The sequence below is a fragment of the Bradyrhizobium sp. BLXBL-01 genome (genome assembly GCF_051853025.1).
Taxonomy (GTDB): Bacteria; Pseudomonadota; Alphaproteobacteria; order Rhizobiales; family Xanthobacteraceae; genus Bradyrhizobium.
The window spans coordinates 15976-37378 of record NZ_CP182471.1 but is presented as its reverse complement, the minus strand read 5'-3'; the positions used below and the strand labels follow the sequence as shown (position 1 = coordinate 37378).

Annotated in this window: 20 protein-coding genes; 10 read left to right on the top strand and 10 right to left on the bottom strand. The window is 65.6% G+C overall.

All coding sequences use genetic code 11. The features are described 5' to 3' along the window. Positions 1–115 precede the first annotated feature (115 nt). Complete coding sequence (leuB, locus tag ACNJYA_RS00160) at positions 116–1228, top strand: 3-isopropylmalate dehydrogenase (RefSeq protein ID WP_260381391.1); 1113 nt, start codon at positions 116–118, stop codon at positions 1226–1228. A 155-nt stretch (positions 1229–1383) separates the two neighbouring features. After that, the gene (locus tag ACNJYA_RS00155) at positions 1384–2022 is read left to right on the top strand and encodes a DapH/DapD/GlmU-related protein (protein WP_439401802.1); all 639 of its coding nucleotides are present in this window, start codon (positions 1384–1386) and stop codon (positions 2020–2022) included. A gap of 182 nt (positions 2023–2204) precedes the next feature. On the opposite strand, the gene ACNJYA_RS00150 is transcribed toward ACNJYA_RS00155, so the two are convergent. Together ACNJYA_RS00150 and ACNJYA_RS00145 are read right to left on the bottom strand one after the other, a co-directional pair. After that, positions 2205–2591: a hypothetical protein gene (locus tag ACNJYA_RS00150; protein WP_212255578.1), complete on the bottom strand. Its 387-nt coding sequence runs from the start codon at positions 2589–2591 to the stop codon at positions 2205–2207. Positions 2592–2761: 170 nt separating this feature from the next. Then, positions 2762–3550, bottom strand: a complete 789-nt coding sequence (locus ACNJYA_RS00145) for a hypothetical protein (protein WP_212255579.1) — start codon at positions 3548–3550, stop codon at positions 2762–2764. Between the two features lie 117 nt (positions 3551–3667). Here ACNJYA_RS00145 and ACNJYA_RS00140 point away from each other — a divergent pair, with 117 nt between their 5' ends. After that, a complete protein-coding gene (locus tag ACNJYA_RS00140) occupies positions 3668–4702 on the top strand; it encodes an aspartate-semialdehyde dehydrogenase (protein ID WP_036002717.1) in 1035 nt (344 codons plus the stop codon). A 5-nt stretch (positions 4703–4707) separates the two neighbouring features. Here the strand turns inward: ACNJYA_RS00140 and ACNJYA_RS00135 are convergent, their stop codons facing one another. From ACNJYA_RS00135 to murJ, 4 genes are all read right to left on the bottom strand, one after another. Beyond that, positions 4708–5277, bottom strand: a complete 570-nt coding sequence (locus ACNJYA_RS00135) for a NifU family protein (protein WP_439401801.1) — start codon at positions 5275–5277, stop codon at positions 4708–4710. Positions 5278–5572: 295 nt separating this feature from the next. After that, positions 5573–6067 (bottom strand): universal stress protein, encoded by a 495-nt coding sequence (locus ACNJYA_RS00130; protein WP_172787987.1) that lies wholly within the window; start codon positions 6065–6067, stop codon positions 5573–5575. Between the two features lie 106 nt (positions 6068–6173). Continuing rightward, positions 6174–7226 carry a tryptophan--tRNA ligase gene (trpS, locus tag ACNJYA_RS00125; RefSeq protein ID WP_212255583.1) on the bottom strand — a complete coding sequence of 351 codons (1053 nt, stop codon included), beginning with the start codon at positions 7224–7226 and terminating at the stop codon, positions 6174–6176. An 81-nt stretch (positions 7227–7307) separates the two neighbouring features. After that, on the bottom strand, positions 7308–8840 hold the full coding sequence (gene murJ / locus ACNJYA_RS00120) for a murein biosynthesis integral membrane protein MurJ (protein ID WP_439401800.1): 1533 nt from the start codon (positions 8838–8840) through the stop codon (positions 7308–7310). 124 nt (positions 8841–8964) lie between these two features. Between murJ and ACNJYA_RS00115 the strand changes: the two genes are divergently transcribed. The 3 genes from ACNJYA_RS00115 (at position 8965) to ACNJYA_RS00105 (ending at position 12400) form a co-directional block, all read left to right on the top strand. Beyond that, positions 8965–9966, top strand: a complete 1002-nt coding sequence (locus tag ACNJYA_RS00115) for an adenosine kinase (RefSeq protein WP_439401799.1) — start codon at positions 8965–8967, stop codon at positions 9964–9966. Positions 9967–10475: 509 nt separating this feature from the next. Beyond that, positions 10476–10796 carry a hypothetical protein gene (locus ACNJYA_RS00110; protein WP_172787983.1) on the top strand — a complete coding sequence of 107 codons (321 nt, stop codon included), beginning with the start codon at positions 10476–10478 and terminating at the stop codon, positions 10794–10796. Positions 10797–10906: 110 nt separating this feature from the next. Continuing rightward, complete coding sequence (locus ACNJYA_RS00105) at positions 10907–12400, top strand: NAD-dependent succinate-semialdehyde dehydrogenase (protein WP_439401798.1); 1494 nt, start codon at positions 10907–10909, stop codon at positions 12398–12400. A gap of 158 nt (positions 12401–12558) precedes the next feature. Here the strand turns inward: ACNJYA_RS00105 and ACNJYA_RS00100 are convergent, their stop codons facing one another. From ACNJYA_RS00100 to ACNJYA_RS00090, 3 genes are all read right to left on the bottom strand, one after another. After that, entirely contained in the window at positions 12559–12828 is a 270-nt protein-coding gene (locus ACNJYA_RS00100; protein ID WP_439401797.1) for a hypothetical protein, read from the bottom strand. Between the two features lie 204 nt (positions 12829–13032). Beyond that, positions 13033–13947, bottom strand: a complete 915-nt coding sequence (locus ACNJYA_RS00095) for a phosphoribosylaminoimidazolesuccinocarboxamide synthase (protein WP_439401796.1) — start codon at positions 13945–13947, stop codon at positions 13033–13035. A 63-nt stretch (positions 13948–14010) separates the two neighbouring features. Further along, positions 14011–14928: a pirin family protein gene (locus tag ACNJYA_RS00090; RefSeq protein ID WP_439401795.1), complete on the bottom strand. Its 918-nt coding sequence runs from the start codon at positions 14926–14928 to the stop codon at positions 14011–14013. Between the two features lie 288 nt (positions 14929–15216). On the opposite strand from ACNJYA_RS00090, the gene ACNJYA_RS00085 reads away from it, so the two are divergent. Further along, positions 15217–16275: a helix-turn-helix domain-containing protein gene (locus ACNJYA_RS00085; RefSeq protein WP_439401794.1), complete on the top strand. Its 1059-nt coding sequence runs from the start codon at positions 15217–15219 to the stop codon at positions 16273–16275. A gap of 142 nt (positions 16276–16417) precedes the next feature. Then, positions 16418–17842 (top strand): serine hydrolase domain-containing protein, encoded by a 1425-nt coding sequence (locus ACNJYA_RS00080; RefSeq protein ID WP_439401793.1) that lies wholly within the window; start codon positions 16418–16420, stop codon positions 17840–17842. Between the two features lie 152 nt (positions 17843–17994). Here the strand turns inward: ACNJYA_RS00080 and ACNJYA_RS00075 are convergent, their stop codons facing one another. Next, positions 17995–19362, bottom strand: a complete 1368-nt coding sequence (locus tag ACNJYA_RS00075; RefSeq protein ID WP_439401792.1) for an MmgE/PrpD family protein — start codon at positions 19360–19362, stop codon at positions 17995–17997. A gap of 117 nt (positions 19363–19479) precedes the next feature. On the opposite strand from ACNJYA_RS00075, the gene ACNJYA_RS00070 reads away from it, so the two are divergent. Together ACNJYA_RS00070 and ACNJYA_RS00065 are read left to right on the top strand one after the other, a co-directional pair. Continuing rightward, positions 19480–20595 carry an FUSC family protein gene (locus ACNJYA_RS00070; RefSeq protein ID WP_212255601.1) on the top strand — a complete coding sequence of 372 codons (1116 nt, stop codon included), beginning with the start codon at positions 19480–19482 and terminating at the stop codon, positions 20593–20595. 301 nt (positions 20596–20896) lie between these two features. After that, on the top strand, positions 20897–21391 hold the full coding sequence (locus tag ACNJYA_RS00065; RefSeq protein WP_212255602.1) for a septal ring lytic transglycosylase RlpA family protein: 495 nt from the start codon (positions 20897–20899) through the stop codon (positions 21389–21391). Positions 21392–21403: the final 12 nt, after the last annotated feature.

Below are 21403 nucleotides of genomic sequence, written 5' to 3'. Positions count from 1 at the left end.
CCGCGCATCCAAGTCGGCTGTTGCCGACTTGGACAACCAAGATGCCGAACTCGGGTAAACCCGAGGTCGGCGGCGCGTCCCGGAATGACGAGAGAGGATCAAGAAGGACACGACCATGGCGACCCACAAATTGCTGCTGCTCCCCGGCGACGGTATCGGCCCCGAGGTGATGGGCGAGGTGAAGCGGCTGATCGACTGGCTCAATGCGGCCGGGATCGCCAAGTTCGAGACCGACACCGGCCTCGTCGGCGGCTCCGCCTATGACGCGCACAAGGTCTCGATCTCCGAGGGCGACATGGCCAAGGCCAAGGACGCCGACGCTGTGATTTTTGGTGCGGTCGGCGGCCCGAAGTGGGATGCCGTGCCTTACGAGGTGCGCCCGGAAGCCGGCCTCTTGCGCCTGCGCAAGGATCTCGCTTTGTTCGCCAACCTCCGCCCGGCCGTGTGCTACCCGGCGCTGGCGGATGCCTCGAGCCTGAAGCGCGAGGCGGTCGAGGGCCTCGACATCGTCATCGTGCGCGAGCTCACCGGCGGCGTCTATTTCGGCGAGCCGAAGACCATCACCGATCTCGGCAACGGCCAGAAGCGCGCCATCGATACCCAGGTCTACGACACCTATGAGATCGAGCGCATCGGCCGCGTCGCCTTCGAGCTTGCCAGAAAGCGCAAGAACAAGGTGACGTCGATGGAGAAGCGCAACGTCATGAAGTCGGGCGTGCTCTGGAACGAGGTCATGACCCAGGTCCACAAGCGCGAATATCCCGACGTCACGCTCGAGCATCAGCTCGCCGATTCCGGCGGCATGATGCTGGTGAAGTGGCCGAAGCAGTTCGACGTCATCGTCACCGACAATCTGTTCGGCGACATGCTGTCCGACATCGCGGCGATGCTCACCGGCTCGCTCGGCATGCTGCCCTCGGCCTCGCTCGGCGAGGTCGACGTCAAGACCAAGAAGCGCAAGGCGCTGTACGAGCCCGTGCACGGCTCGGCCCCCGACATCGCCGGCAAGGGCCTCGCCAATCCCATCGCGATGATCTCGTCCTTCGGCATGGCGCTGCGCTATTCCTTCGACATGGGCGATCTCGCCGACAAGGTCGACCAGGCGATCGCCGCCGTGCTCGCCAGCGGCCTGCGCACCGCCGACATCAAGTCGGAAGGTACCACGTCCGCCTCGACCACGCAGATGGGCGAAGCGATCCTGAAGGAATTGCAGAAGCTGCACGCGTAAGCGGAAAGCACAGAAACGTAGGGTGGGTTAGCCATGCGGCCTGCGCGAAGCGCAGACTGCAAGGCGTAACCCACCTCTTCTGTTCTCCGCGGAAACCAGAGTGGTGGGTTACGCTGCGCTAACCCATCCTACGCACCTGTTCTCGGAGCCCGCTCATGGATGCCTCACCCCGCCCCAAGATCGCGGAAACCATCATCCATGAGACGGTGCGCTTGCGCGAGGCGCAGATCGGGCGGCGCTGCGAGGTGCTCGCGGGCACGCGCATCGAATATGCTTCGCTCGGCGACTACTCCTATCTCGGCGAGAATTGCGACGTCGCCGACGCCGTGATCGGCAAGTTCACGGCGATCGCCAATTCGGTGCGGATCGGTGCGCCGAACCATCCGATGGGCCGTCCCTCGCAGCACCGCTTCACCTATGTCCCCGAATATTACGAGGCGGGCGCGACGCGCGACCGCGACTTCTTCGCAGGTAGGCGCGGCGACCGGGTGATCGTCGGCAACGATGTCTGGATCGGCCACGCCGCCATCCTGCTGCCGGGCGTGAGCGTCGGCGACGGCGCGGTGATCGCCGCGGGCGCGGTCGTCAGCCGCGATGTCGCGCCCTACACCATTGTCGGCGGCGTTCCCGCCCGTCCCATCCGCAAGCGCTTTGACGATTCCGTTGCCGCAAGCCTGCGCCGCATTGCCTGGTGGGATTGGCCGGATGAGCTGATCTTCGAGGTCCTCGGCGATTTCCGCTCGGAAGCGATCGAGGAGTTTTGCAGGCGCTACGATCCGGCTGCGAAAGCGTAGCCTCAAGCCGTCATTGCGAGGAGCGAAGCGACGAAGCAATCCGGAATCTGCCCGCAGAGAGTTCTGGATTGCTTCGCTGCGCTCGCAATGACGAGGGAGAGGCAGGTGTGCCCTACGGCATCTCGCCAAAACAAAAATGGCCGGACTTCGGCCCGGCCATTTTGACTTCAAGTCGACCCGCCTCAGTACAGCGGGAAGTTCTGCGGATAGCCGCCGACATCCTGCGGCGGCGAGAGCGGCTGGCGGTCGATCGGACGGTTGAGGTTCTCGCGGGCGAAGGACGGATAGCCCACGGCCGGCGGGAAGGCGTAGTCGGTGAACTTGCGGTCGCCCGGATTGACCTCGGTGCCGCCGTCGAGCCAGGAGCGCTTGCTCACATAGATGCGGGTGCGGCCCTGCTGGTAGACCGCGTTGGGGCCGCTCGGGCCGTAATAGGGCCGGCCGCGCTCGTCATAGCGCTGCTTGGTCCTGGTCTCGGCGGAAGCCGGGGTCGCGAACGCGATGGCAATCGCGGCGCCCGCCGCAAGCAATGTCGCCAGTTTGTTCGCGGCAGAAAATTTCAAGCTCATCACGTCCCCTTCAGGCGGCAGGCCGCCAGTCGATTTCACCCCATACTAGCCCGGCCAGGGCGGATGCAACTAGGTCAATTGGGTCACACCAGCGCGGAATAATCGTGCGCGCCGGCAAAAGTTGCATGCAAACCAGCCACTTGAGCTTGATGCAGAATCCTTGATGCAGGTCAAAGCGCTCCGCGCAATTGCGCGTTCGCGGCGCCGAGCAGCCAGTCCGGCGAGCCCTGCGGGGCACAGCCGCGGCGCCTGAGCTCGGCATGGGCGAACAATTCGGCCAGCTTCGGCTCGTTGCCCGAGGCCAGCAGCGTGAGCCGGTTCAGCGTGCAGGCGATCGCCGCGCGGCGGGCGGGCAAGCTGTCGCCCTGGCAAGAGAAGCCGGAGATCTGCAAGCCTGGCTCCTCATAGCGCTTGAGATAGCCGAGGCAGGCCCGCGTCCCCTCCGCCGCGCCGACCGGTCGGAACAGGGCAACGGGGCCTAATTTGGTGTCGATCAGGCCGGCCTGCTCGAGCGGGGCATCCGCACCCAAACCCATCTGAGCGGCCAAGCCTGCGGCTGCCGGCCGCGTCACGTCGAATTCGGCGCCCTGGCGGTAGATTTCGAGCTCGGCCACCGGCTTGTCCGCCGCGTCGGTCCAGCGCAGCACGTCCCTGCGGCCGCCTTCGGGATGCCGAAAGATGGTGTAAGAGGCTGTTTTCTCTGATGAATCGATCCGACTGACGGCGAAGCGCGGATGCGAGCGGTCTGCCGTAGTCCAGCTTGGCTTGTCCGCGGGACCGTCACCGCGCAGGTCAGGCAGCTGTCCCAGGCCTGCGAGGGCGAGGATGGCAAACAGGGCGAGCGCCCCCACATACACGACCAGATGCGCGAGCGTGCCGACCACCTCATCGGCGATAGCCAAAAGCCTCAGCTGGATCTGGGTAGGGCTAACGGCCGTGCTGGCCTCAGGCGACTGCATCCACGTCCCTAAGGCATGGTCTTGACGTTGTCTTGAGGCCGGTTCTCGCATAGAAGCGCTGCTCTTCCTGTTTAAGCGTCAGCTTCGGGAACGGGCTTTTTCATCGGAGAGTGAACGATGGGTTACAAAGTCGCAGTCGTCGGCGCGACCGGCAATGTCGGTCGGGAAATGCTCAACATCCTGGATGAGCGCAAATTCCCCGCGGACGAGGTCGTGGCCCTGGCGTCGCGCCGCAGCGTCGGCGTCGAGGTCTCCTATGGCGACCGCACCCTGAAGGTCAAAGCGCTCGAGCATTACGACTTCTCCGACGTCGACATCTGCCTGATGTCGGCGGGCGGGTCGGTGTCGAAGGAATGGTCGCCGAAGATCGGCGCCGCCGGCGCCGTGGTGATCGACAATTCCTCGGCCTGGCGCATGGACCCGGACGTGCCGCTGATCGTGCCCGAGGTGAATGCGGCCGCGACCGAAGGCTTCAAGAAGAAGAACATCATCGCCAACCCGAACTGCTCGACCGCGCAGCTCGTGGTCGCGCTCAAGCCGCTGCACGAGAAGGCGACGATCAAGCGCGTCGTGGTCTCGACCTATCAATCGGTGTCGGGCGCCGGCAAGGACGCGATGGACGAATTGTTCTCCCAGACCAAGGCCGTCTACACCAATGACGAGCTGGTCGCGAAGAAATTCCCCAAGCGCATCGCCTTCAACGTCATTCCCCACATCGACGTCTTCATGGAGGACGGATACACCAAGGAAGAGTGGAAGATGATGGCGGAGACCAAGAAGATCCTGGATCCCAAGATCAAGCTCTCCGCCACCTGCGTGCGCGTGCCTGTGTTCGTCGGCCATTCCGAGGCCGTCAACATCGAGTTCGAGAATCCGATCACCGCCGATGAAGCGCGCAACATCCTGCGCGTGGCGCCGGGCTGCCTCGTCATCGACAAGCAGGAGCCCGGCGGCTACGCCACGCCGTATGAAGCGGCCGGCGAGGACGCGACTTACATCAGCCGCATCCGCGAGGACGCGACGGTGGAGAACGGCCTCGTGCTCTGGTGCGTGTCCGACAACTTACGCAAAGGCGCTGCCCTCAACGCGATCCAGATCGCGGAAGTGCTGATCAACCGCAAGCTGATCACCGCGAAGCAGAAGGCAGCGTAAGGGGCTTACATCGGCCGGACTTCGACCACGTCAGGCACGAAGTGCTTGAGCAGGTTCTGGATGCCGTGCTGGAGCGTCGCCGTCGATGACGGGCAGCCGGAGCAGGCGCCCTTCATGTTGAGATAGACGACGCCGTCCTTGAAGCCGCGGAAGGTGATGTCGCCGCCGTCATTGGCGACCGCCGGCCGCACCCGGGTCTCGATCAGGTCCTTGATCATGTCCACGGTCTCGGCGTCGGCTTCGTCGAAGAACACGTCCTCGTCGTCGAGATCGGACTCGCTTGTGGCCGTGCCGTCGGCCAGCAGCGGCGCGCCCGACATGTAGTGCTCCATGATGGCACCGAGGATTGCGGGCTTGAGCTGCTGCCATTCACCGCTCGCTTTGGTCACGGTGATGAAGTCCGATCCGTAGAACACGCCGGTGACGCCGGGCACCTCGAACAGCTTTTCGGCCAGCGGCGAACGCACGGCTGATTCGCGGCTCGAAAATTCCATGGGGTTGCCGTCGGTCACGACGCGGCCGGGAATGAACTTCAGCGTGGCGGGATTGGGGGTCGCTTCGGTTTGAATGAACATGATTTTCTCCAGACGTCGCCGGTTCAAGGCCGGCGCGTGCTCTATCCCCTAGCAGATGGCGACGGCGAACGCACGGTCAAGGGGAGGCAGGATATTAGCTCATAAAAATCAGAGGGTTGGCCCGACCTCTCCTGGAGGGGGAGGGTCGATCGCGCGCAGCGCGAGCGGGGTGGGGTGATCTCTCCCCACGGGCAGCGTTCGAGGTGGAGAGACTGTCACCCCACCCCGTCTCATGTCTCGCTTCGCTCGACACGAGCCGACCCTCCCCCTCCAGGGGAGGGTAAGAGCAGCGCAGCTACGACAGCGAATCCACGCTTTGGTCGCTGAGGGCGCCCGAGATGATCGTGACCGGCACCGGGAACGTGCCGAGCGCATGGGCGAGCAGCGAAACCAAAGGACCGGGTCCTTCCGCGCCGGGATTGGCGGCGAGCACCAGCATGGCGATATCGGGGTCCTCGTCGATGACAGCGAGCAGCTGCTCCAACGCTTCGCCTTCGCGGATCACCCGTTCCGGCGTGATGGCGGCGATGCCGTTGGCGCGCCCGGCGGCGCGGTCGAGCGCGGCTTCGGCGGCTTCCTGCGCCTCGGCGCGCATGATGTCGGCCACTCCGAGCCATTCCTGGCTCTGCTGTTCCGGCTCGATGATGCGCAGCATGACCACGCCGCCGCCGGCGCGGATCGCCCAGCGGCTGGCGTAATAGACGGCGCGATCCCATTCGGCGCTGTCGTCGACGATGACGAGGCATTTGGGCTTGTGACCCGGCTCGTAGCAAAGTCGCTTGCTGGTCATGCATGTCCCGGATTGTGCACGGCAAGCATGCTGCCACACTCCCGCAACGTTTGGGAGAGGAGAAGCGGCCGGCGCCGTGGCGCCAGCCGGTCTTGCAATGGCGGCTCTAGCGCCGGCGGATGAAGCCGACGATGTCCTTGGAGAGCTTCATGGTCTCGTCGGCGATCGCGCGCGCCCGGTCGGATCCCTCGTTCAGGATCGCGTCGATATGGCCGGGATCGGCGACGAGGCGCTTCATCTCGCCGGCGATCGGCGCGAGTTTTGTCACGCACAGCTCCGCCAGCGCGTTCTTGAAGCTGGAGAACTGGCCGTTGCCGAATTCACGCAGCACGTCCGCCTTCGACCGGCCGGACAGCGCGGCGAAGATGCCGACGAGATTGTCGGCCTCGGGCCGCGCTTCCAGGCCCTTTTCTTCCGTCGGCAGCGGCTCCGGATCGGTCTTCGCCTTGCGGATCTTCTGCGCGATGGTGTCGGCGTCGTCGGTGAGATTGATGCGCGAATTGTCGGAGGCATCCGACTTCGACATCTTCTTGGTGCCGTCGCGCAGGCTCATCACGCGCGTCGCCGGACCCGTGATCAAGGGTTCCGGCAGCGGGAAGAACAGGCCGTCATTGGTGCCCTGCGCGCGGATGGAGTCACCAAAGTCGTTGTTGAACTTCTGCGCGATGTCGCGGGAGAGCTCGAGATGCTGCTTCTGGTCCTCGCCCACGGGAACGTGGGTGGCGCGATAGAGCAGGATGTCGGCGGCCATCAGCACGGGATAGTCGAACAGGCCCACGGAGGCGTTCTCGCGGTCCTTGCCGGCCTTCTCCTTGAACTGGGTCATGCGGCCGAGCCAGCCCATGCGCGCGACGCAGTTGAAGATCCAGGCGAGCTCGGCGTGGCCCGAGACCTGGCTCTGGTTGAACACGATGTGCTTCTTGGGATCGATGCCGGCCGCGATGAACGCCGCGGTCACCTCGCGGGTGTTGCGCGCGAGCTCGACCGGTCCGCCCCAGACGTCCACCCCTTGCGTGATCGCGTGCATGTCGACGACGCAATAGATGCAATTGTGGGTTTCCTGCATCTTCACGAAGTTGACGATCGCGCCGAGGTAATTGCCGAGGTGCAGATTGCCCGTCGGCTGGACGCCGGAAAAGACCCGTTCAACGAATGGCATGGTCAGCCTTCCCATAGGTATTCGGCCGTCGTTTCCAACAGCGGCGCTGCCCCGTCAAGGGTCTTTCGCGCGGGCCGTGGGTCAGCCGGGTCGTTTCAGCGCGTTAACCGCCTCGCGCCAGGAGGCGGCACCGAGGATCTGCAGCAGCAGGCCGTAGACCGCGATCCCGGCCGCGATCTGCGCACCCAGCACGACGAAGCGGATCAGGCCATGCGCCTCCGCAGGCATCAGATCCGCGGACAGCCAGAGCAGGGCGCCCATCGCGGCCGCGGCGAGCACGATCCGCGGCAGCCGTCTTCGCGCGGCATCGTCCACCGAGAAGCCGAACTCGCGCGTGCCCTTTCGGAGCAACGAGAGCGCGCTGCTCCAGGCGCCCGCCGCGATGCTCGCCGCGATCCCGCTCGCGCCGAAGAGATGGCCGAGCAGGACCGCGAGGGCGACCGCGACCACAAAGCCTTTGGCCGTGGCCATGAGCGGCGTCATCGTGTCGCCGCGGGCATAGAACGCCGGCGACAGCGCCTTGATCAGCACATGGGCCGGCAAGCCCAGCGCCAGCCACATCAGCGCGCGCGCGGTGGCCGTGCTGTCCTCCGCACCGAACGCGCCATGTTCGAACAACAGCCGCACGATCGGCTCGGCCAGCACGATCAGGCCGAGCGTCGCCGGCAGCGCCAGCCCGGTCGCAAGCTCCAGCGCACGGGATTCGGCGTGCGCCACCGCGTCGCGATCGGAGCTAGCCACCGCGCGCGTCAGCTCCGGCACCAGCACCGTACCCATGGCGACGCCGACGATGCCGAGCGGCAGCTCGATCAAGCGGTTGGCGAAATAGAGCCAGGACACGGCGGACGGCGTCGCGGAAGCGATGATCGCGCCCGCCACCATCAGCCATTGCGGCCCTGAACTTGCGATCATGCCGGGGATCGCCTCGGCGAAGAAGCCGCGCATCTCCTTGTCGAAACTGGCGCGCAGCGGTGTCGCAAGCCGCCCGCTTCGCTGCGACAGCAGCATCAGCAGCTGCAGCAGGCCGGCGAGGCCGACGGTCGCCGCCAGGATCCATGCGGCGAAGCTGGCCTCTGCCCGCCCGACCAGCAGCACCGCGATCGCGGCGATCAGCGCGATGTTGAACAGCAGCGGCGAGAACGCCGTCAGCGCGAAACGTCCCTGCGCGTTGAGCAGCCCCATCAGCACGGTGACGGGACCGGCGAAGGCGAGATAGGGCAGCATCAGCCGCGCGTTCTGAACGGCGAGATCGAGCGTGCCGCTGCCGAGGAATCCCGGCGCGATGACCGTCATGATCAGCGGCATCAACAATGCGATCAGGAGCGAGATCGCGACCAGCGCTGCGCTGACCGTGCCGAGCACGCGCCCGGCGAACGCCGCGGCTTCCGCCACCCCGTCGCGGTCCCGCACCCGCAACCAGGCCGGGATCAGCGCCGCGTTCAGCGCGCCCTCGCTGAGCAGCCGCCGCACCACGTTGACGAGCTGGAACGCCGCCAGAAACGCGTCCGCCACGGCGCCGGTGCCGAGCAGCGCCGCAATCAGGGAATCGCGGGCAAAACCCAGGAGGCGCGAGGCCAGCGTTCCCGTCGAGACGGTCAGGAAGGAGCGGATCATGCTCTCGAAAATACCGTTGCTTGCCCGCCAAGGCCCGGTCGTGATAGGCCGCGAGCTTCGATTTCAGGCCGACAGGAAGCGGATTTCCGTAAGGTCCGCAATCCGGCAAACAGGATCAAGGTGAATGGCTGACGTGAAATATGACGTTCTCGGCATCGGCAACGCGCTGTTCGACGTGCTGGTTCGGACCGACGAGGCCTTTCTGGCCAAGCATGGCATGACCAAGGGCAGCATGTCGCTGATCGACGAGGCGCGGGCGGCGGCCATCTACAAGGACATGGGGCCGGCCACCGAAGTCTCGGGCGGCTCGGCCGCCAACACCATCGTCGGCATCGGCAGCCTGGGGGCACGCGCCGCCTATGTCGGCAAGGTCAAGGACGACCAGATCGGCAAGCTCTACGTTCACGACATCCGCTCAGCCGGCGTCGCCTTCAACACGCCCGCCGCCAAGGACGGCCCCGCCACCGGCTGCTCCTACATCCTGGTCACCGGCGACGGCGAGCGCACCATGAACACCTATCTCGGTGCGGCGCAGGATTTGTCGCCCGCCGACATCGATCCGGACGAGATTGCTGCTGCCGGCATCGTTTATCTCGAAGGCTATCTCTGGGACCCCAAGAACGCCAAGGAGGCCTTCGTCAAGGCGGCCAAGATCGTCCATGACGCCAAGCGCAAGGTGGCACTGACGCTGTCGGATTCCTTCTGCGTCGATCGCTATCGCGACGAGTTTCTCTCGTTGATGCGGGGCGGCACCGTCGACATCGTGTTCGCCAATGAGTCCGAGCTGCACTCGCTCTACATGACCTCGGACTTCGACACCGCGCTGAAGCAGCTGCGCAACGACGTCAATCTCGGAATCGTCACTCGCAGCGAGAAGGGCTGCATGGTCGTGTCCGTGGAAGACGCGGTCGCAGCGCCGGCCTTCCCGGTCGAGAAGGTGGTCGACACCACCGGCGCCGGCGATCTCTTCGCTGCCGGTTTCCTCTACGGCCTCGCGCGCAACTTCGGCTACAAGCAGTGCGGCGAGCTCGGCGCGCTCGCCGCTGCCGAAGTCATCCAGCACATCGGCGCCCGCCCGCTCGTGTCGCTTAAGGAGCTGGCGGAGCAGCGCGGGTTGACGGGGTAGAGCAAGGCTCTCTCCCCGTCATTGCGAGGAGCGCAGCGACGAAGCAATCCAGAGTCTCTCCATGGCGGCAGACTGGATTGCTTCGCGGAGCCTGTCATCGGGCCGCGCTTCGCGCGGACCCGGTGGCTCGCAATGACGATGGTGATGCAGATGCGCGCCTTGGACTCTGCTGTCTGCATGGCGTTCCTCGGGTTTGATTATTGTTTGAAGTAATCGACTGCCTTCCCGCGCGGCAAGCGCATCCATGCAGCTGCGCCGGTCGCGATGTCGTGACTTGACCGCCTTGGTCCCAGGCACGACGACAGCGGGACTGAACGGCGACGCTCTCTCACAATCTGCGGTGGATTGCCGGACGTCGCCTCACCTCGGAAGGGCTCGAGGCGATATAGTTTCGGCAGCTTGAAACATTTCGTGAGCTGCCGCGTTCAGCACCCGGCCCGGCTCATGGGCTGATTAAGATTTGATGCAATGTCGCCGCCCGCGCATGGGCGGCGAGGGGGGGACCTCAGATGATATCGACCTGGAGCGAATGGAAACGCTATCCCCGTGCCGGACGGGGCGAGAACCTGGAGGCGCCGATTTCGCCCGGGATTTACGAGGTCCGCATTGCCGGCACCGGCGCGCTCTATTCTTTCGGCGCGGTCGACAATCTGGCGCAGGCGCTGGCGCTGCTGCCGGTCGGCTCGAAGTCGTGGTTCGGCCGTCGCGACACCTCCCACGTTCCCGATCTCGAATACCGGACCTGCGCGACGTCCTCCAAGGCCGACGCCAAGGCGGCCGCCGAGCGCATGATCGGCCGGCGCGAGACCTATATGAGCGGCGCGGCGTAACCTCGCGGCTCCGAGTTTAATTCCCATCAGATGTGCGTTGCGGGGCGGTGCATTGCGCGCCGCCTGTCCCTATATTCCGGGCCAATCCGATCGCCCGCAGGGAGAACGCCATGACCCCGACCGCCGCCGCCCGCGCCACTCAATCCACCGCCACCCTGCGCGACCGGTTGAAGGACCCCTCGCTGCTGAAGGAGGCCTGCTATATCGACGGCGCCTGGGTCGGTGCGCCGGTCTTCGCCGTCAACAATCCCGCCACGGGCGTCGAGCTGGCAAAGGTGCCGCAGCTTGGTGCTGACGACACCACCAGAGCGGTCGAAGCCGCAGAGCGTGCCTTTCCGGGTTGGGCCAAGCACACGGCCAAGCAGCGTTCCAACATCCTGCGCAAATGGTTCGAGCTGATCACCGCCAATCGCGAGGATCTCGCGCTGATCCTCACCTCCGAGCAGGGCAAGCCGCTCACCGAGGCGCTCGGCGAGGTCGATATCGGCGCCGCCTATATCGAGTTCTTTGCGGAAGAAGCCCGCCGCGTCTATGGCGAGACCATTCCGAGCCAGCGGCCTGATGCGCGCCTGCTCGCCATCAAGCAGCCGATCGGCGTCTGCGGCGCGATCACGCCGTGGAATTTCCCGAACTCGATGATCACGCGCAAAGTGTCTCCGGCGCTGGCCGCCGGCTGCACCGTGGTGCTGAAGCCCGCCAACGAGACGCCGCTGTCGGCGCTGGCGCTGGCCGTGCTCGCCGAGAGGGCAGGCATCCCCAAGGGGGTGCTCAACATCATCACGGGTGACGCACCGCCGATCGGCAAGGTGCTGTGCGAGCATCCGGCGGTGCGCTTTGTCGGCTTCACCGGCTCGACCGCGGTCGGCAAGATTCTCTATCAGCAGGCCTCGGTCGGCGTGAAGCGGCTCGGCCTCGAGCTCGGCGGCAACGCCCCCTTCATCGTGTTTGATGACGCCGACATCGAGGCTGCCGTCGAAGGCGCGATCGTCTCGAAGTATCGCAACATGGGCCAGACCTGCGTCTGCGCCAACCGCATCTACGCCCAGGACAAGATCTACGACGAGTTCGTGCAGAAGCTGTCGAAGAAGGTCGCGGCGATGAAGATCGGCGACGGCACCGAGAGCGGCGTCACGCAGGGCCCGCTGATCAACATGAAGGCGGTCGACAAGGTCGAGCGCCACATTGCCGATGCCGTCAAGCGCGGCGCCAAGGTCGTCACCGGCGGCAAGCGCAGCGAGCTCGGCCGTTCCTTCTTCGAGCCGACCGTGCTCGCCGACGTCAAGCCGGACTCGCTGGTGTCGCAGGAGGAGACCTTCGGCCCGCTCGCACCCGTGATCTGCTTCAAGGACGAGGCCGACGTTATCGCGATGTGCAACGCCTCGCCCTTCGGCCTCGCCTCGTACTTCTATTCCCGCGATCTCGGCCGCGTCTGGCGCGTCGCCGAAGCGCTGGAATCAGGCATGGTCGGCGTCAACACCGGCCTCATCACCACCGAGGTCGCGCCCTTCGGCGGCGTCAAGGAAAGCGGCCTGGGCCGCGAAGGCTCGCGTCACGGCATGGAAGAATATGTCGAGATCAAATACGTGATGATGGCGGGGGTGTAAGCCACCATCATCTCTCCACGTCATTGCGAGCGCAGCGAAGCAATCCAGAATCCCTCCGCAGAGGCAGCCTGGATTGCTTCGTCGCAAGGGCTCCTCGCAATGACGGAGCTGACGTCGTAGCCCGGACCGGCGATTTGCGTTCGCCGGCGCGAATGGCATCAGCGGCAGACGTAGGCGCCGTTCACATAGACACGGACGCATGCCGCGCCGGCAGCTGCCGCACCCACCGCCGCTCCCCCCACGACCGCGCGTCGCGTGGTTCGACGTGCGACGCCGGCAACGCTCACGGGGGTTGCCGGCCGGCCGACCCTGGCTTCAGCGCTGGGAACGCCGAACGCGATGACGGTGTCGTTTGACCAGTTGGTCGAGCCGAAAATTCCGCAGCCCAGGACGGCTGCAAAAAGTAACATTCGCTTGGTGCCGACCATGGCGATCTCCCTCGTTGTTGTATCAAGCCGAGGTGATCAGCTTTCTCTAATCGTTGGCTCCCGGCTTGATCTGGATCAATGGAGGCGAGATCGCAGCCCCAGAGCCCTTGGGTCGGCGCAAAGCGTCAAAGGCGTGTCCATACTTTGCTGTTGTCCTGCCGCGAAGCGCGACAATCCAGACATGCATTCGTCAGTAAACCGCGCCTAAATCCTCAGCTCCGCTCCGGTCACGCGCCGATACGCTTCCAGATATCGCTTGCTGGTCGCGTCCACCACGCTGGCCGGCAGCGGCGGCGGCGGGGCGTCGCCGTTCCAGCGGCCGGCGCGGCGCTCGACGTCGAGATAGTCGCGCAGCGGCTGCTTGTCGAAGCTCGCCTGCGGCTGGCCCGGCTTGTAGGCATCCACCGCCCAGAAGCGCGAAGAATCCGGCGTCATCACCTCGTCGATCAGGATGATGCGGCCGTCCTTGTCGCGGCCGAACTCGAACTTGGTGTCGGCGATGATGATGCCCTGCTCGCGGGCGAGCTCCTCGCCGAGCGTGTAGATCGCCCGCGTCATGCTCTCCAGCGTGTAGGCGACCTCGTCGCCGACCACCGCGCGCATCTTCGCGATGGTGATGTTCTCGTCATGGCCGCTCTCGGCCTTGGTCGCCGGGCTGAAGATCGCCGGCTCCAGCTTCTCGCTCTCGACGAGGCCCGTCTTCAGCTTCTCGCCGGCGAGCGTGCCGCTGGCGGCGTATTCCTTCCAGGCGGAGCCCGAGAGGTAGCCGCGGATCACGCATTCGATCGGAAACACGGTGGTCCGCTTGCACAGCATGGCGCGACCCAGGATCTCGGCGTGATGCGGCTGCAACGCCGGCACGGCCGCGACGATCTCGTCGGTGTCGGCGCTGATCATGTGATGCGGCACTACGCCTTCGAGCTCGTTGAACCAGAACGCGCTGATCTGCGTCAGCACCGCGCCCTTCATCGGGATGGTCTCGCCCATCACGACGTCGAAGGCGCTGATGCGGTCGGTGGTGACGAGCAGCAGGCGGTCGTCGTCGACGGCGTAGATATCGCGCACCTTGCCGCGTCCGATCTTGGATAGAGGCAGGTCGCTGGAGAGCATGGTGGTCATCGGCAAAGCCTTCGCGCAGGACATCCGGCCGCGTCTGACGGCGCGACCGGAGACCGGATTAGCCTATTCCGGCAGCGGAATGAACTCGTGTTCCTGCGGAACTGCCGCGAAGCGGCCGGTTTTCCAGTCCTGCTTGGCCTGCTCGATCCGCTCCTTGCTGGAGGAGACGAAATTCCACCAGATGTGGCGTGGGCCTTCCAGCGCATCGCCGCCGAGAAACATCATCCGCGTCGCTTTCAGCGCCTTCACGGTGATGCGGTCGCCGGGCCGGAAGATCAGGAGGCGCGGCCCCTCGTAGCGCTCGTTCGCGATCTCGACCACGCCGTCGACCACATAGATCGCGCGCTCCTCGTGATCGGGATCAAGCGGCACGCTCGCGCCCGCCGCCGCCGTGACCTCGGTGTAGAACCAGGGCGAGACCATCGACACCGGCGAGGCGATGCCGAAGGCGGAGCCCGCGATCACCCGCGCGGTGAAGTCGCGCTCGGAGATCATCGGCAGGTCGCCCGCCGCGTAATGCTGGAACGATGGCGCGATCTCTTCGGAGCCCGCCGGCAGCGCGATCCAGCTTTGCAGGCCGAGCATCTTCTGGCCCGAGGCGCGCTGCGCATCCGGCGTGCGCTCGGAATGTGCGATGCCGCGCCCCGCCGTCATCAGGTTCATCGCGCCGGGCGCGATCTCCTGGACGTTGCCCTCGCTGTCGCGATGCATGATCGCGCCGTCGAACAGATAGGTGACGGTGGCAAGCCCGATATGCGGATGCGGCCGCACGTCCATGCCTTTGCCGGAGACGAACTGCACCGGGCCGAAATGGTCGAAGAAGATGAAGGGCCCGACCATCTGCCGCTTGCCGTGCGGCAACGCGCGGCGCACCGCGAACCCATCACCGAGGTCGCGCGTGCGCGGCACGATGACGAGATCGAGCGCATCGCAGGACATGGGATCGCCGAGCACGGGATCGTTCGAGGGCTGCCAGCTCATGGTGGACTCCTTTTAGCTTTGTTGAGCGCGATCGTAGCAGGATTTCGCATCGCCGTCGCGACAAAGGCCGAACCACATACTCCCCTGTCATGCCCCGGCTTGACCGGGGCATCCAGTACGCCGCAGCCCGTCGATTCAATCACTGGCGTCTCGGTGTACTGGATCGCCCGGTCAAGCCGGGCGATGACAGCGGTGGGCGCCGCTAACCCTTGCGTACGGATGGTCCTTGAAAAAACGAGCGCAACGAACGATGTTCGGCTGCCTTCAACCGCACCGTCGCATCACCCGATGACACTTGCCACAACCGAGCTTGCCTTCCGCGCTGCCAGCGTCGCGCTGCTGCTGGTGCTGGCGGCATCATTGCTCTCCGAGTTCCGCAATGTGCTGGCAGCCCGGCTCGGTGCGGCCTTCGCGCTCGGCTCGGCGGCGCATGCCGCGAGCTATTCCATCGGCGTGTCGTCGCTCGTTCCGATCTGGCACGCGCCGCTGATTGCGCTCTCGACCGGAAACATCGTCGTATTCTGGCTGTTCACACGCGCGCTGTTCGACGACGCCTTTCGCCTGCGCTGGTGGCACGGTTTGATCTGGGCTGCGGTGACCGCCTTCAGCTTCGTCGGGTGTCTCTGGATCGCGCCCGGCGGCAACGCGCGGTTCTCGGTGACCGTAGTGAACCTGATCGTGCTCGGTTTCATCGCGCTTGCAGTGGCGCAGACGATCCGATCATGGTCCGCCGATCTGGTCGAGCGTCGCCGCCGCGTGCGCGTCTTCATCGTCTGCGCTGCCGCGCTCTATGGCGGGTTGAATGCGGTGCTCCAGATCCTCGTTGCCTTCAGCGCGGGCGATGTCGCCAACACGATCAACACAGGGGTGCTCGCCTGCATCGTTGCAGCGATTGCCTACACGATGATGCGCGTGGATGGCGCCGATCTGTTTCCGCTTGCGCCAGAGCCTGCACCGGCGATCGCGCTGGTCCAGCCCGTGGTCGAGGACGCCGCCGACCAGAAACTCGTCGATGCCCTGATGCGCCTGATGGCGGAAGAGCGGATCTATCGCCAGGAGAACATCACCATCGGCGTGCTGGCGGGCCGGCTGAAGATTCCCGAATACCGGCTGCGCCGGCTGATCAACCAGCGGCTCGGCTATCGCAACTTCAATGTGTTCCTGAACAACCATCGGATCGAGGAAGCCAAGGCCGCGCTCGCCGATCCCGCCCAGGCCGAGGTCCCTGTCATCACCATCGCCATGGACGCCGGTTTCCAGTCACTGGGGCCGTTCAACCGGGCGTTCAAAGCGGTGACGGGCGTGACGCCGACGGAGTACCGGCGGCTGAAGACAAGTGCGGCCTGATTTCCAAGCCATTCTAATCACACCGAAATTCTGGAATCGGCGAGGTCAGTTCGGTTTCAACAAGGCCATTTTCCAAATCCGGCGAGCGCACCTCCGGCTGCTCCGGCTTCCTCCAGCCATACGCCCCAGCCGGAGAAAGCCCGTGACCCGCCGCAAGATCCTCCTTCTCACCACCGCCATCGCCGCAGCCGGCCTCGCGCTCGGCGCGGCCCGGGCCCGCGACGTGCCGAAGGTCGCCACCGGCTTCGTCGCCGACATCCTGTGCGCCGAGACGTTCGTCTCCGGCCTCGATCCCAGCCGCAACTTCGCCGAGACCACCGACGCCATGCCCGGAGCGAGCCTGATCAGCTGGGCGATGGAGTACAAGGTCGATTCCGTCCGCAAGGACGTCGCGGTGACGCTGTTTGGCCTCGGCCGCAGCCGTGCCGTCTATCGCGAGGGCCTCGGCTGCACCCTCGAGCACGGTGCTGGCATGACTGCCGTCGCGCCGCCGCCTGGCGACAAACGGCCCGCCTTGCTGCCCGAGATCGCCGGCCCCGCGATCGTGTCGCCGCAAAACCCCTCACTCGCCGCCGCGCTCGACCGGGCCTTCGCCGAGCCCGCGCAGCCGCCTCACCGCCGCACCCGCGCCATCGTCGTGATGAAGGCCGGCCGCGTCGTCGCCGAGCGCTACGCCGACGGCATCGGCCCCGAGACGCCGCTGCTCGGCTTCTCCATGACGAAATCGGTGATCTCGGCGTTGATCGGCGTGCTGGTGCGCCAGGGCAAGCTGAAGCTCGACGGTCCCGCGCCGGTCGCGGCCTGGAAAGATCCCGATGATCCCCGCCATGCCATCACCGTCGATCAGCTGCTGCGTCACACCGCGGGCCTTGCGCTCGGCAGCTCGCTACAGGCTTCGCTCGGCTCCGCCTTCGAGCCCGTCAACCGGATGAAATTCGCCGAGAAGGACATGGCCGCCTATGCCGAGACCATCCCGCTTCGGACCGCGCCCGGCACCGCGTGGAATTATCACGACGGCAACGTCCTCATCCTCTCGCATCTGATCCGCGATGCGGCCGGTGGCACGCCGGAAGACGCGCTGCGCTTTGGCCGCCGCGAATTGTTCGCCCCGCTCGGCATGCGCCATGTCGTGCTCCAGCTCGACGGCGCCGGCACGATCGAAGGGTCGAGCGAGATGCTCGCCTCTGCGCGCGACTGGGCGCGCTTCGGCCAGCTCTATCTCGATGACGGCGTCGCCGGCGGCAAACGCATCTTGCCGGAAGGGTGGGTGAACTATTCGGCGACGGCCACGCCGAATGCCTGGGTCGGCATCGGCGCCGGCTTCTGGACCAACCAGGGCGACAGCTTTGGCGCAAACTTTCGCGTGGAACATGGCTGGCCGCGCGATGCCTTCTTCGCCAAGGGCACGATCGGGCAATACGCCATCGTGATCCCGTCTGAGCAACTGGTGATCGTGCGGATGGGCCGCTCGCCGAACGCGCCGCCGCAAGCCGACGGCGTATTCGATCTCGTGCGGGACGTGGTCGCGGCAACGCGCGAGAAGGGGAAGCTGGCGGGAGTGGATTAGCTCAACCTCTCCCCGCTTGCGGGGAGAGGTCGGATCGCTCTTGCGATCCGGGTGAGGGGGTACAGGTCCCCCTCGACGATCTCACGTGTGGAGAGAGGCCCCTCACCCCAACCCTCTCCCCGTAAGAACGGGGAGAGGGAGAAGAGAGAGCCCTACCTCCCCAATTCCGTCGCCTGCGCCACGCGGTCGAACCGCTCCAAGGTCATGATCGCATCCGCAAACTTCTCCGCGCGGGCGTTCAGCACGGGGCGCGCCAGCGTCAGGAATTTCTGCTGCATCGCCTGCGTGTCCGGGAATGAGGTCGGCTCGCCCGACGGGTCGGCATAGAGCCGCTCGTGCACGCCGTCATCCGTCGTGATGCTCACGCGCGCGCCAAAGGGATGGGTGCGGCCGATCTCGAGCCGATCGTCCTGCACCACGTCGAACTTGTCGGCGAGCGCATCGATCGCGGCATCACCGAGCCGGTTGTAATCGTCCCAGCCGAACGAGCCCTGGTCGAGCGCGAGCGCGCCGGTGAAGAACATCGAGAACTGGCCGCCGACGATCGAGCGCGGATGGCGCTTGGTGGCGGCATCGCCGGTCAGCGTGATGCCGTTGCGGTGCAGGCCGATCTCGACGCGCTTGACCTGCTCCGGGGTCAGATTGTGCTCGCGCCGCATCGCGATCAGCGCATCGATCGCGGCATGGGTGTAGCGGCAACTCGGATAGGGCTTCACGCCGATCTTCATCGTCTCATAGGTCTTGCCGAGCTCGGCGACCGCCTTGTCCGGATGCGCATCGTCGGTGTAGCCGGCGAGCAGGCCGTGCTTGCCCTCGACCGACTCGGTCGCGCCGACGAAATCGTTGCGCGCCAGCGTCGCGGCGATCACGCCGTTCATCGCGGCGGCACCGACCTGGTAGCGCTTGTTCCAGGCGCCGTTGACCAGAAATTGCAGCGAGCCTGCGGCCTGGCTGCCGGAGACGCCGAACGCGGCGATCAGCTGCTTCTCGGACAGGCCGAACAGCTTTCCGGCCGCCGCGGCGGCGCCATAGGTGCCGGCGGTCGCTGTGGGGTGGAAGCCGCGTGCATAATGCGAGGTCGGGTCGAGTGCGTTGCCTAGCCGGCAGCAGACCTCGTAACCGGCAACGATCGCCGTCAGCACGTCGCGGCCCGACGCGCCGACCATCTCGCCGACGGCGAAGGCGGCCGGCACCACCGGTGCGCTCGGATGCAGCGAGGAATCGGCGTGGGTGTCGTCGAAATCGAGCGAATGGCCGAGCGCGCCGTTGAGCAGCGCCGCGACCGCCGGCGTCCAGGTCTTGGTATCGCCGAACACGGTGGACTCGCCCTTGGTGTCCAGCGCCAGCGCCTCCAGCATCTTCAGCATCGACGGGGTCGATTCCGCCTCGCGCCGCGCCCTGATCGCGCTGCCGAGGAAATCCAGCGTCAGCACTTTGGCGCGCTCCAGCACCTCGGTGGGAATATCCTGGTATTTCAGATTGAAGACATAGGCGGCGAGCGTTGTGGTTTCGTGAGCCATCGTGTTTCCTCGTTTTGGCGCGCAAGTTAGGCGGGTCGATTTGGCCTTTCAAGCGGCCTTGCGGGGGCGGGGATCAGCCATGCTTTTGGCTTGGCGCAAAGGATCGGGATATTCCGTATGACGCGCGCAAGGCAGCTGTTCGACCGGGTTCGAGCGCGGCGGACGCAATTGGGGCTGGCGATCCGGGTCACGGTCGCCGCGACCGCGGCCTATGCGATCGCCACCGCGCTGCATCTGTTGTTGCCGCTCTGGGCGGTGCTGACCTCGCTGATCGTGACCCAGATGAGCGTCGGCCGCTCGCTGAAGGCGACGCGCGACTACATGCTAGGCACCATCGGCGGCGCGATCTATGGCGGCGCCATCGCCATCCTGATTCCCTATTCCAGCGAGGCGGGCCTGCTCGGCCTGCTGGTCCTCTCCGTCGCCCCGCTCGCCTTCATCGCCGCGATCAATCCGAGTCTCAGCGCCGCCACGGTCACCGCCGTGATCGTGCTCCTGGTTCCGACCCTGCATCATGCCGATCCCCTGACCTCGGCGATCGATCGGGTCAGCGAGGTCGGCGTCGGCGCCGTCACGGGATTGCTGGTCTCGTTCCTGGTGCTGCCCTCGCGCGCAGTACGGCAGATCCGCGCCAGCGCGGCGGTTCTGCTCGAGCTGATCGCCGATGCCTTCACCGAGCTGCTGGCAGGCCTCACGCGCGGCCGCGACAACGACGCGCTGCACCGGATCCAGGACGGCATCGGCTCCGCGATGGTCAATCTGAATGCGATCGGCTCCGAGGCCGAGCGCGAGCGCGCCGCGCGGCTGTCGAGCGGCCCGGACACCGGTCCGTTGTTGCGAACGATCCTGCGGCTGCGCCACGACGTCGTGATGATCGGCCGCGCCACGGTGGTGCCGCTGCCGGTCGAGGTGCAGATGCGGCTGGCAGCGCCGCTGACGGAAGTCTCGACCGTGATCGCGCGCTTCCTGCGCGCGGCCGCTAGCGCCTTGCGCGAAGGCGCCGGCGCGCCGCCGATCCATCCCGTGCATGTCGCGCTCCAGCACTACGCCGAGGCGGTCGCGTCCGTCCGTCAGGACGGCCTGATCCGCGGCCACGCAAGCGACACCGCCGAGCGCTTCTTCGCGCTCGGCTTCTCCTTGGAGCAGATGCACCAAAATCTCTGCGACCTCGACCGCGTCGTCGGCGAATGGTCGGAAACCGCAACCGACAAGTCAGTTCGGGTGGCGGAGTGAGTCGAACACATCCTCGTAGACTCGTTTCGACCGCGATGCATACGTCGCGCCATTCAGCCGTGATCGCTGCCTGCGTCTCCTGACGCTGCACGCGCCAGGTTCCATCGGGTCATGTTGCTGACGCAATCTCTGTCTTAACCGGTAAATACGACGTGAGGACCACGCCGGTTCACACAACGGTTCCGTAGCCAGGGGTTGGCTCGAATCCGCAAACGATTGGCGCAAGTTGATGAACGCTGCTGCGTTCGCTTGACCAGTTTTGTGGTTCTGGAACCGGACAATCTAAAAAATCACAGGACTTATGATGCTCTTCCGTTCGAGCGCCGCAATTTGCGGCGCCCTGGTTACGCTTGCCTTCTCTGTTGCCGTTGCTCGATGTGAAACGCGTGGGGATCACTCAAGTGCCGTCGTCGATGCCGCTTCCGGTAATGCGATCGTTGGCGCGGCGTCCACCTACAATCCGTTCAAGCCCGGCAAGGAGGAGGGAGGTCCGAAGACAGCCTCCGGCGAGCGTTATGATCCCTCTGCCTGGACGGCTGCCATCAAGACGAGCCTGCGTCGGAAATTTGGTGGGGTCGAATTTGGCGCGAGGCCGAAATATGCCCTCGTCGAGGCTGTCGGCAAGAAGGTCATCGTCAAGATAAATGACGTGGGACCGCTCAGACCCGGCCGCATCATCGACCTCAATGAGCGGGCGATGCGCCATTTCGATCCGAGCATGGACCGCGGTGTCATTCCTGACGTGAGAGTCAGTCCGCTCGCGGGAGACAATTGGACCCCGGGGCCGGTGGGCTGAACGCGGACGTGT

What these genes read in the sequence shown, in the direction of transcription:
- leuB (WP_260381391.1), top strand. Translation starts at nt 116, where the DNA reads ATGGCGACCCACAAATTGCTGCTGCTCCCCGGCGACGGTATCGGCCCC.
- murJ (WP_439401800.1), bottom strand. Translation starts at nt 8,840, where the DNA reads ATGATCCGCTCCTTCCTGACCGTCTCGACGGGAACGCTGGCCTCGCGC.
- ACNJYA_RS00065 (WP_212255602.1), top strand. Translation starts at nt 20,897, where the DNA reads ATGATGCTCTTCCGTTCGAGCGCCGCAATTTGCGGCGCCCTGGTTACG.
- ACNJYA_RS00105 (WP_439401798.1), top strand. Translation starts at nt 10,907, where the DNA reads ATGACCCCGACCGCCGCCGCCCGCGCCACTCAATCCACCGCCACCCTG.
- ACNJYA_RS00140 (WP_036002717.1), top strand. Translation starts at nt 3,668, where the DNA reads ATGGGTTACAAAGTCGCAGTCGTCGGCGCGACCGGCAATGTCGGTCGG.
- ACNJYA_RS00095 (WP_439401796.1), bottom strand. Translation starts at nt 13,947, where the DNA reads ATGACCACCATGCTCTCCAGCGACCTGCCTCTATCCAAGATCGGACGC.
- trpS (WP_212255583.1), bottom strand. Translation starts at nt 7,226, where the DNA reads ATGCCATTCGTTGAACGGGTCTTTTCCGGCGTCCAGCCGACGGGCAAT.
- ACNJYA_RS00070 (WP_212255601.1), top strand. Translation starts at nt 19,480, where the DNA reads ATGACGCGCGCAAGGCAGCTGTTCGACCGGGTTCGAGCGCGGCGGACG.
- ACNJYA_RS00150 (WP_212255578.1), bottom strand. Translation starts at nt 2,591, where the DNA reads ATGAGCTTGAAATTTTCTGCCGCGAACAAACTGGCGACATTGCTTGCG.
- ACNJYA_RS00100 (WP_439401797.1), bottom strand. Translation starts at nt 12,828, where the DNA reads ATGGTCGGCACCAAGCGAATGTTACTTTTTGCAGCCGTCCTGGGCTGC.
- ACNJYA_RS00075 (WP_439401792.1), bottom strand. Translation starts at nt 19,362, where the DNA reads ATGGCTCACGAAACCACAACGCTCGCCGCCTATGTCTTCAATCTGAAA.
- ACNJYA_RS00155 (WP_439401802.1), top strand. Translation starts at nt 1,384, where the DNA reads ATGGATGCCTCACCCCGCCCCAAGATCGCGGAAACCATCATCCATGAG.
- ACNJYA_RS00115 (WP_439401799.1), top strand. Translation starts at nt 8,965, where the DNA reads ATGGCTGACGTGAAATATGACGTTCTCGGCATCGGCAACGCGCTGTTC.
- ACNJYA_RS00110 (WP_172787983.1), top strand. Translation starts at nt 10,476, where the DNA reads ATGATATCGACCTGGAGCGAATGGAAACGCTATCCCCGTGCCGGACGG.
- ACNJYA_RS00090 (WP_439401795.1), bottom strand. Translation starts at nt 14,928, where the DNA reads ATGAGCTGGCAGCCCTCGAACGATCCCGTGCTCGGCGATCCCATGTCC.
- ACNJYA_RS00135 (WP_439401801.1), bottom strand. Translation starts at nt 5,277, where the DNA reads ATGTTCATTCAAACCGAAGCGACCCCCAATCCCGCCACGCTGAAGTTC.
- ACNJYA_RS00145 (WP_212255579.1), bottom strand. Translation starts at nt 3,550, where the DNA reads ATGCAGTCGCCTGAGGCCAGCACGGCCGTTAGCCCTACCCAGATCCAG.
- ACNJYA_RS00130 (WP_172787987.1), bottom strand. Translation starts at nt 6,067, where the DNA reads ATGACCAGCAAGCGACTTTGCTACGAGCCGGGTCACAAGCCCAAATGC.
- ACNJYA_RS00085 (WP_439401794.1), top strand. Translation starts at nt 15,217, where the DNA reads ATGACACTTGCCACAACCGAGCTTGCCTTCCGCGCTGCCAGCGTCGCG.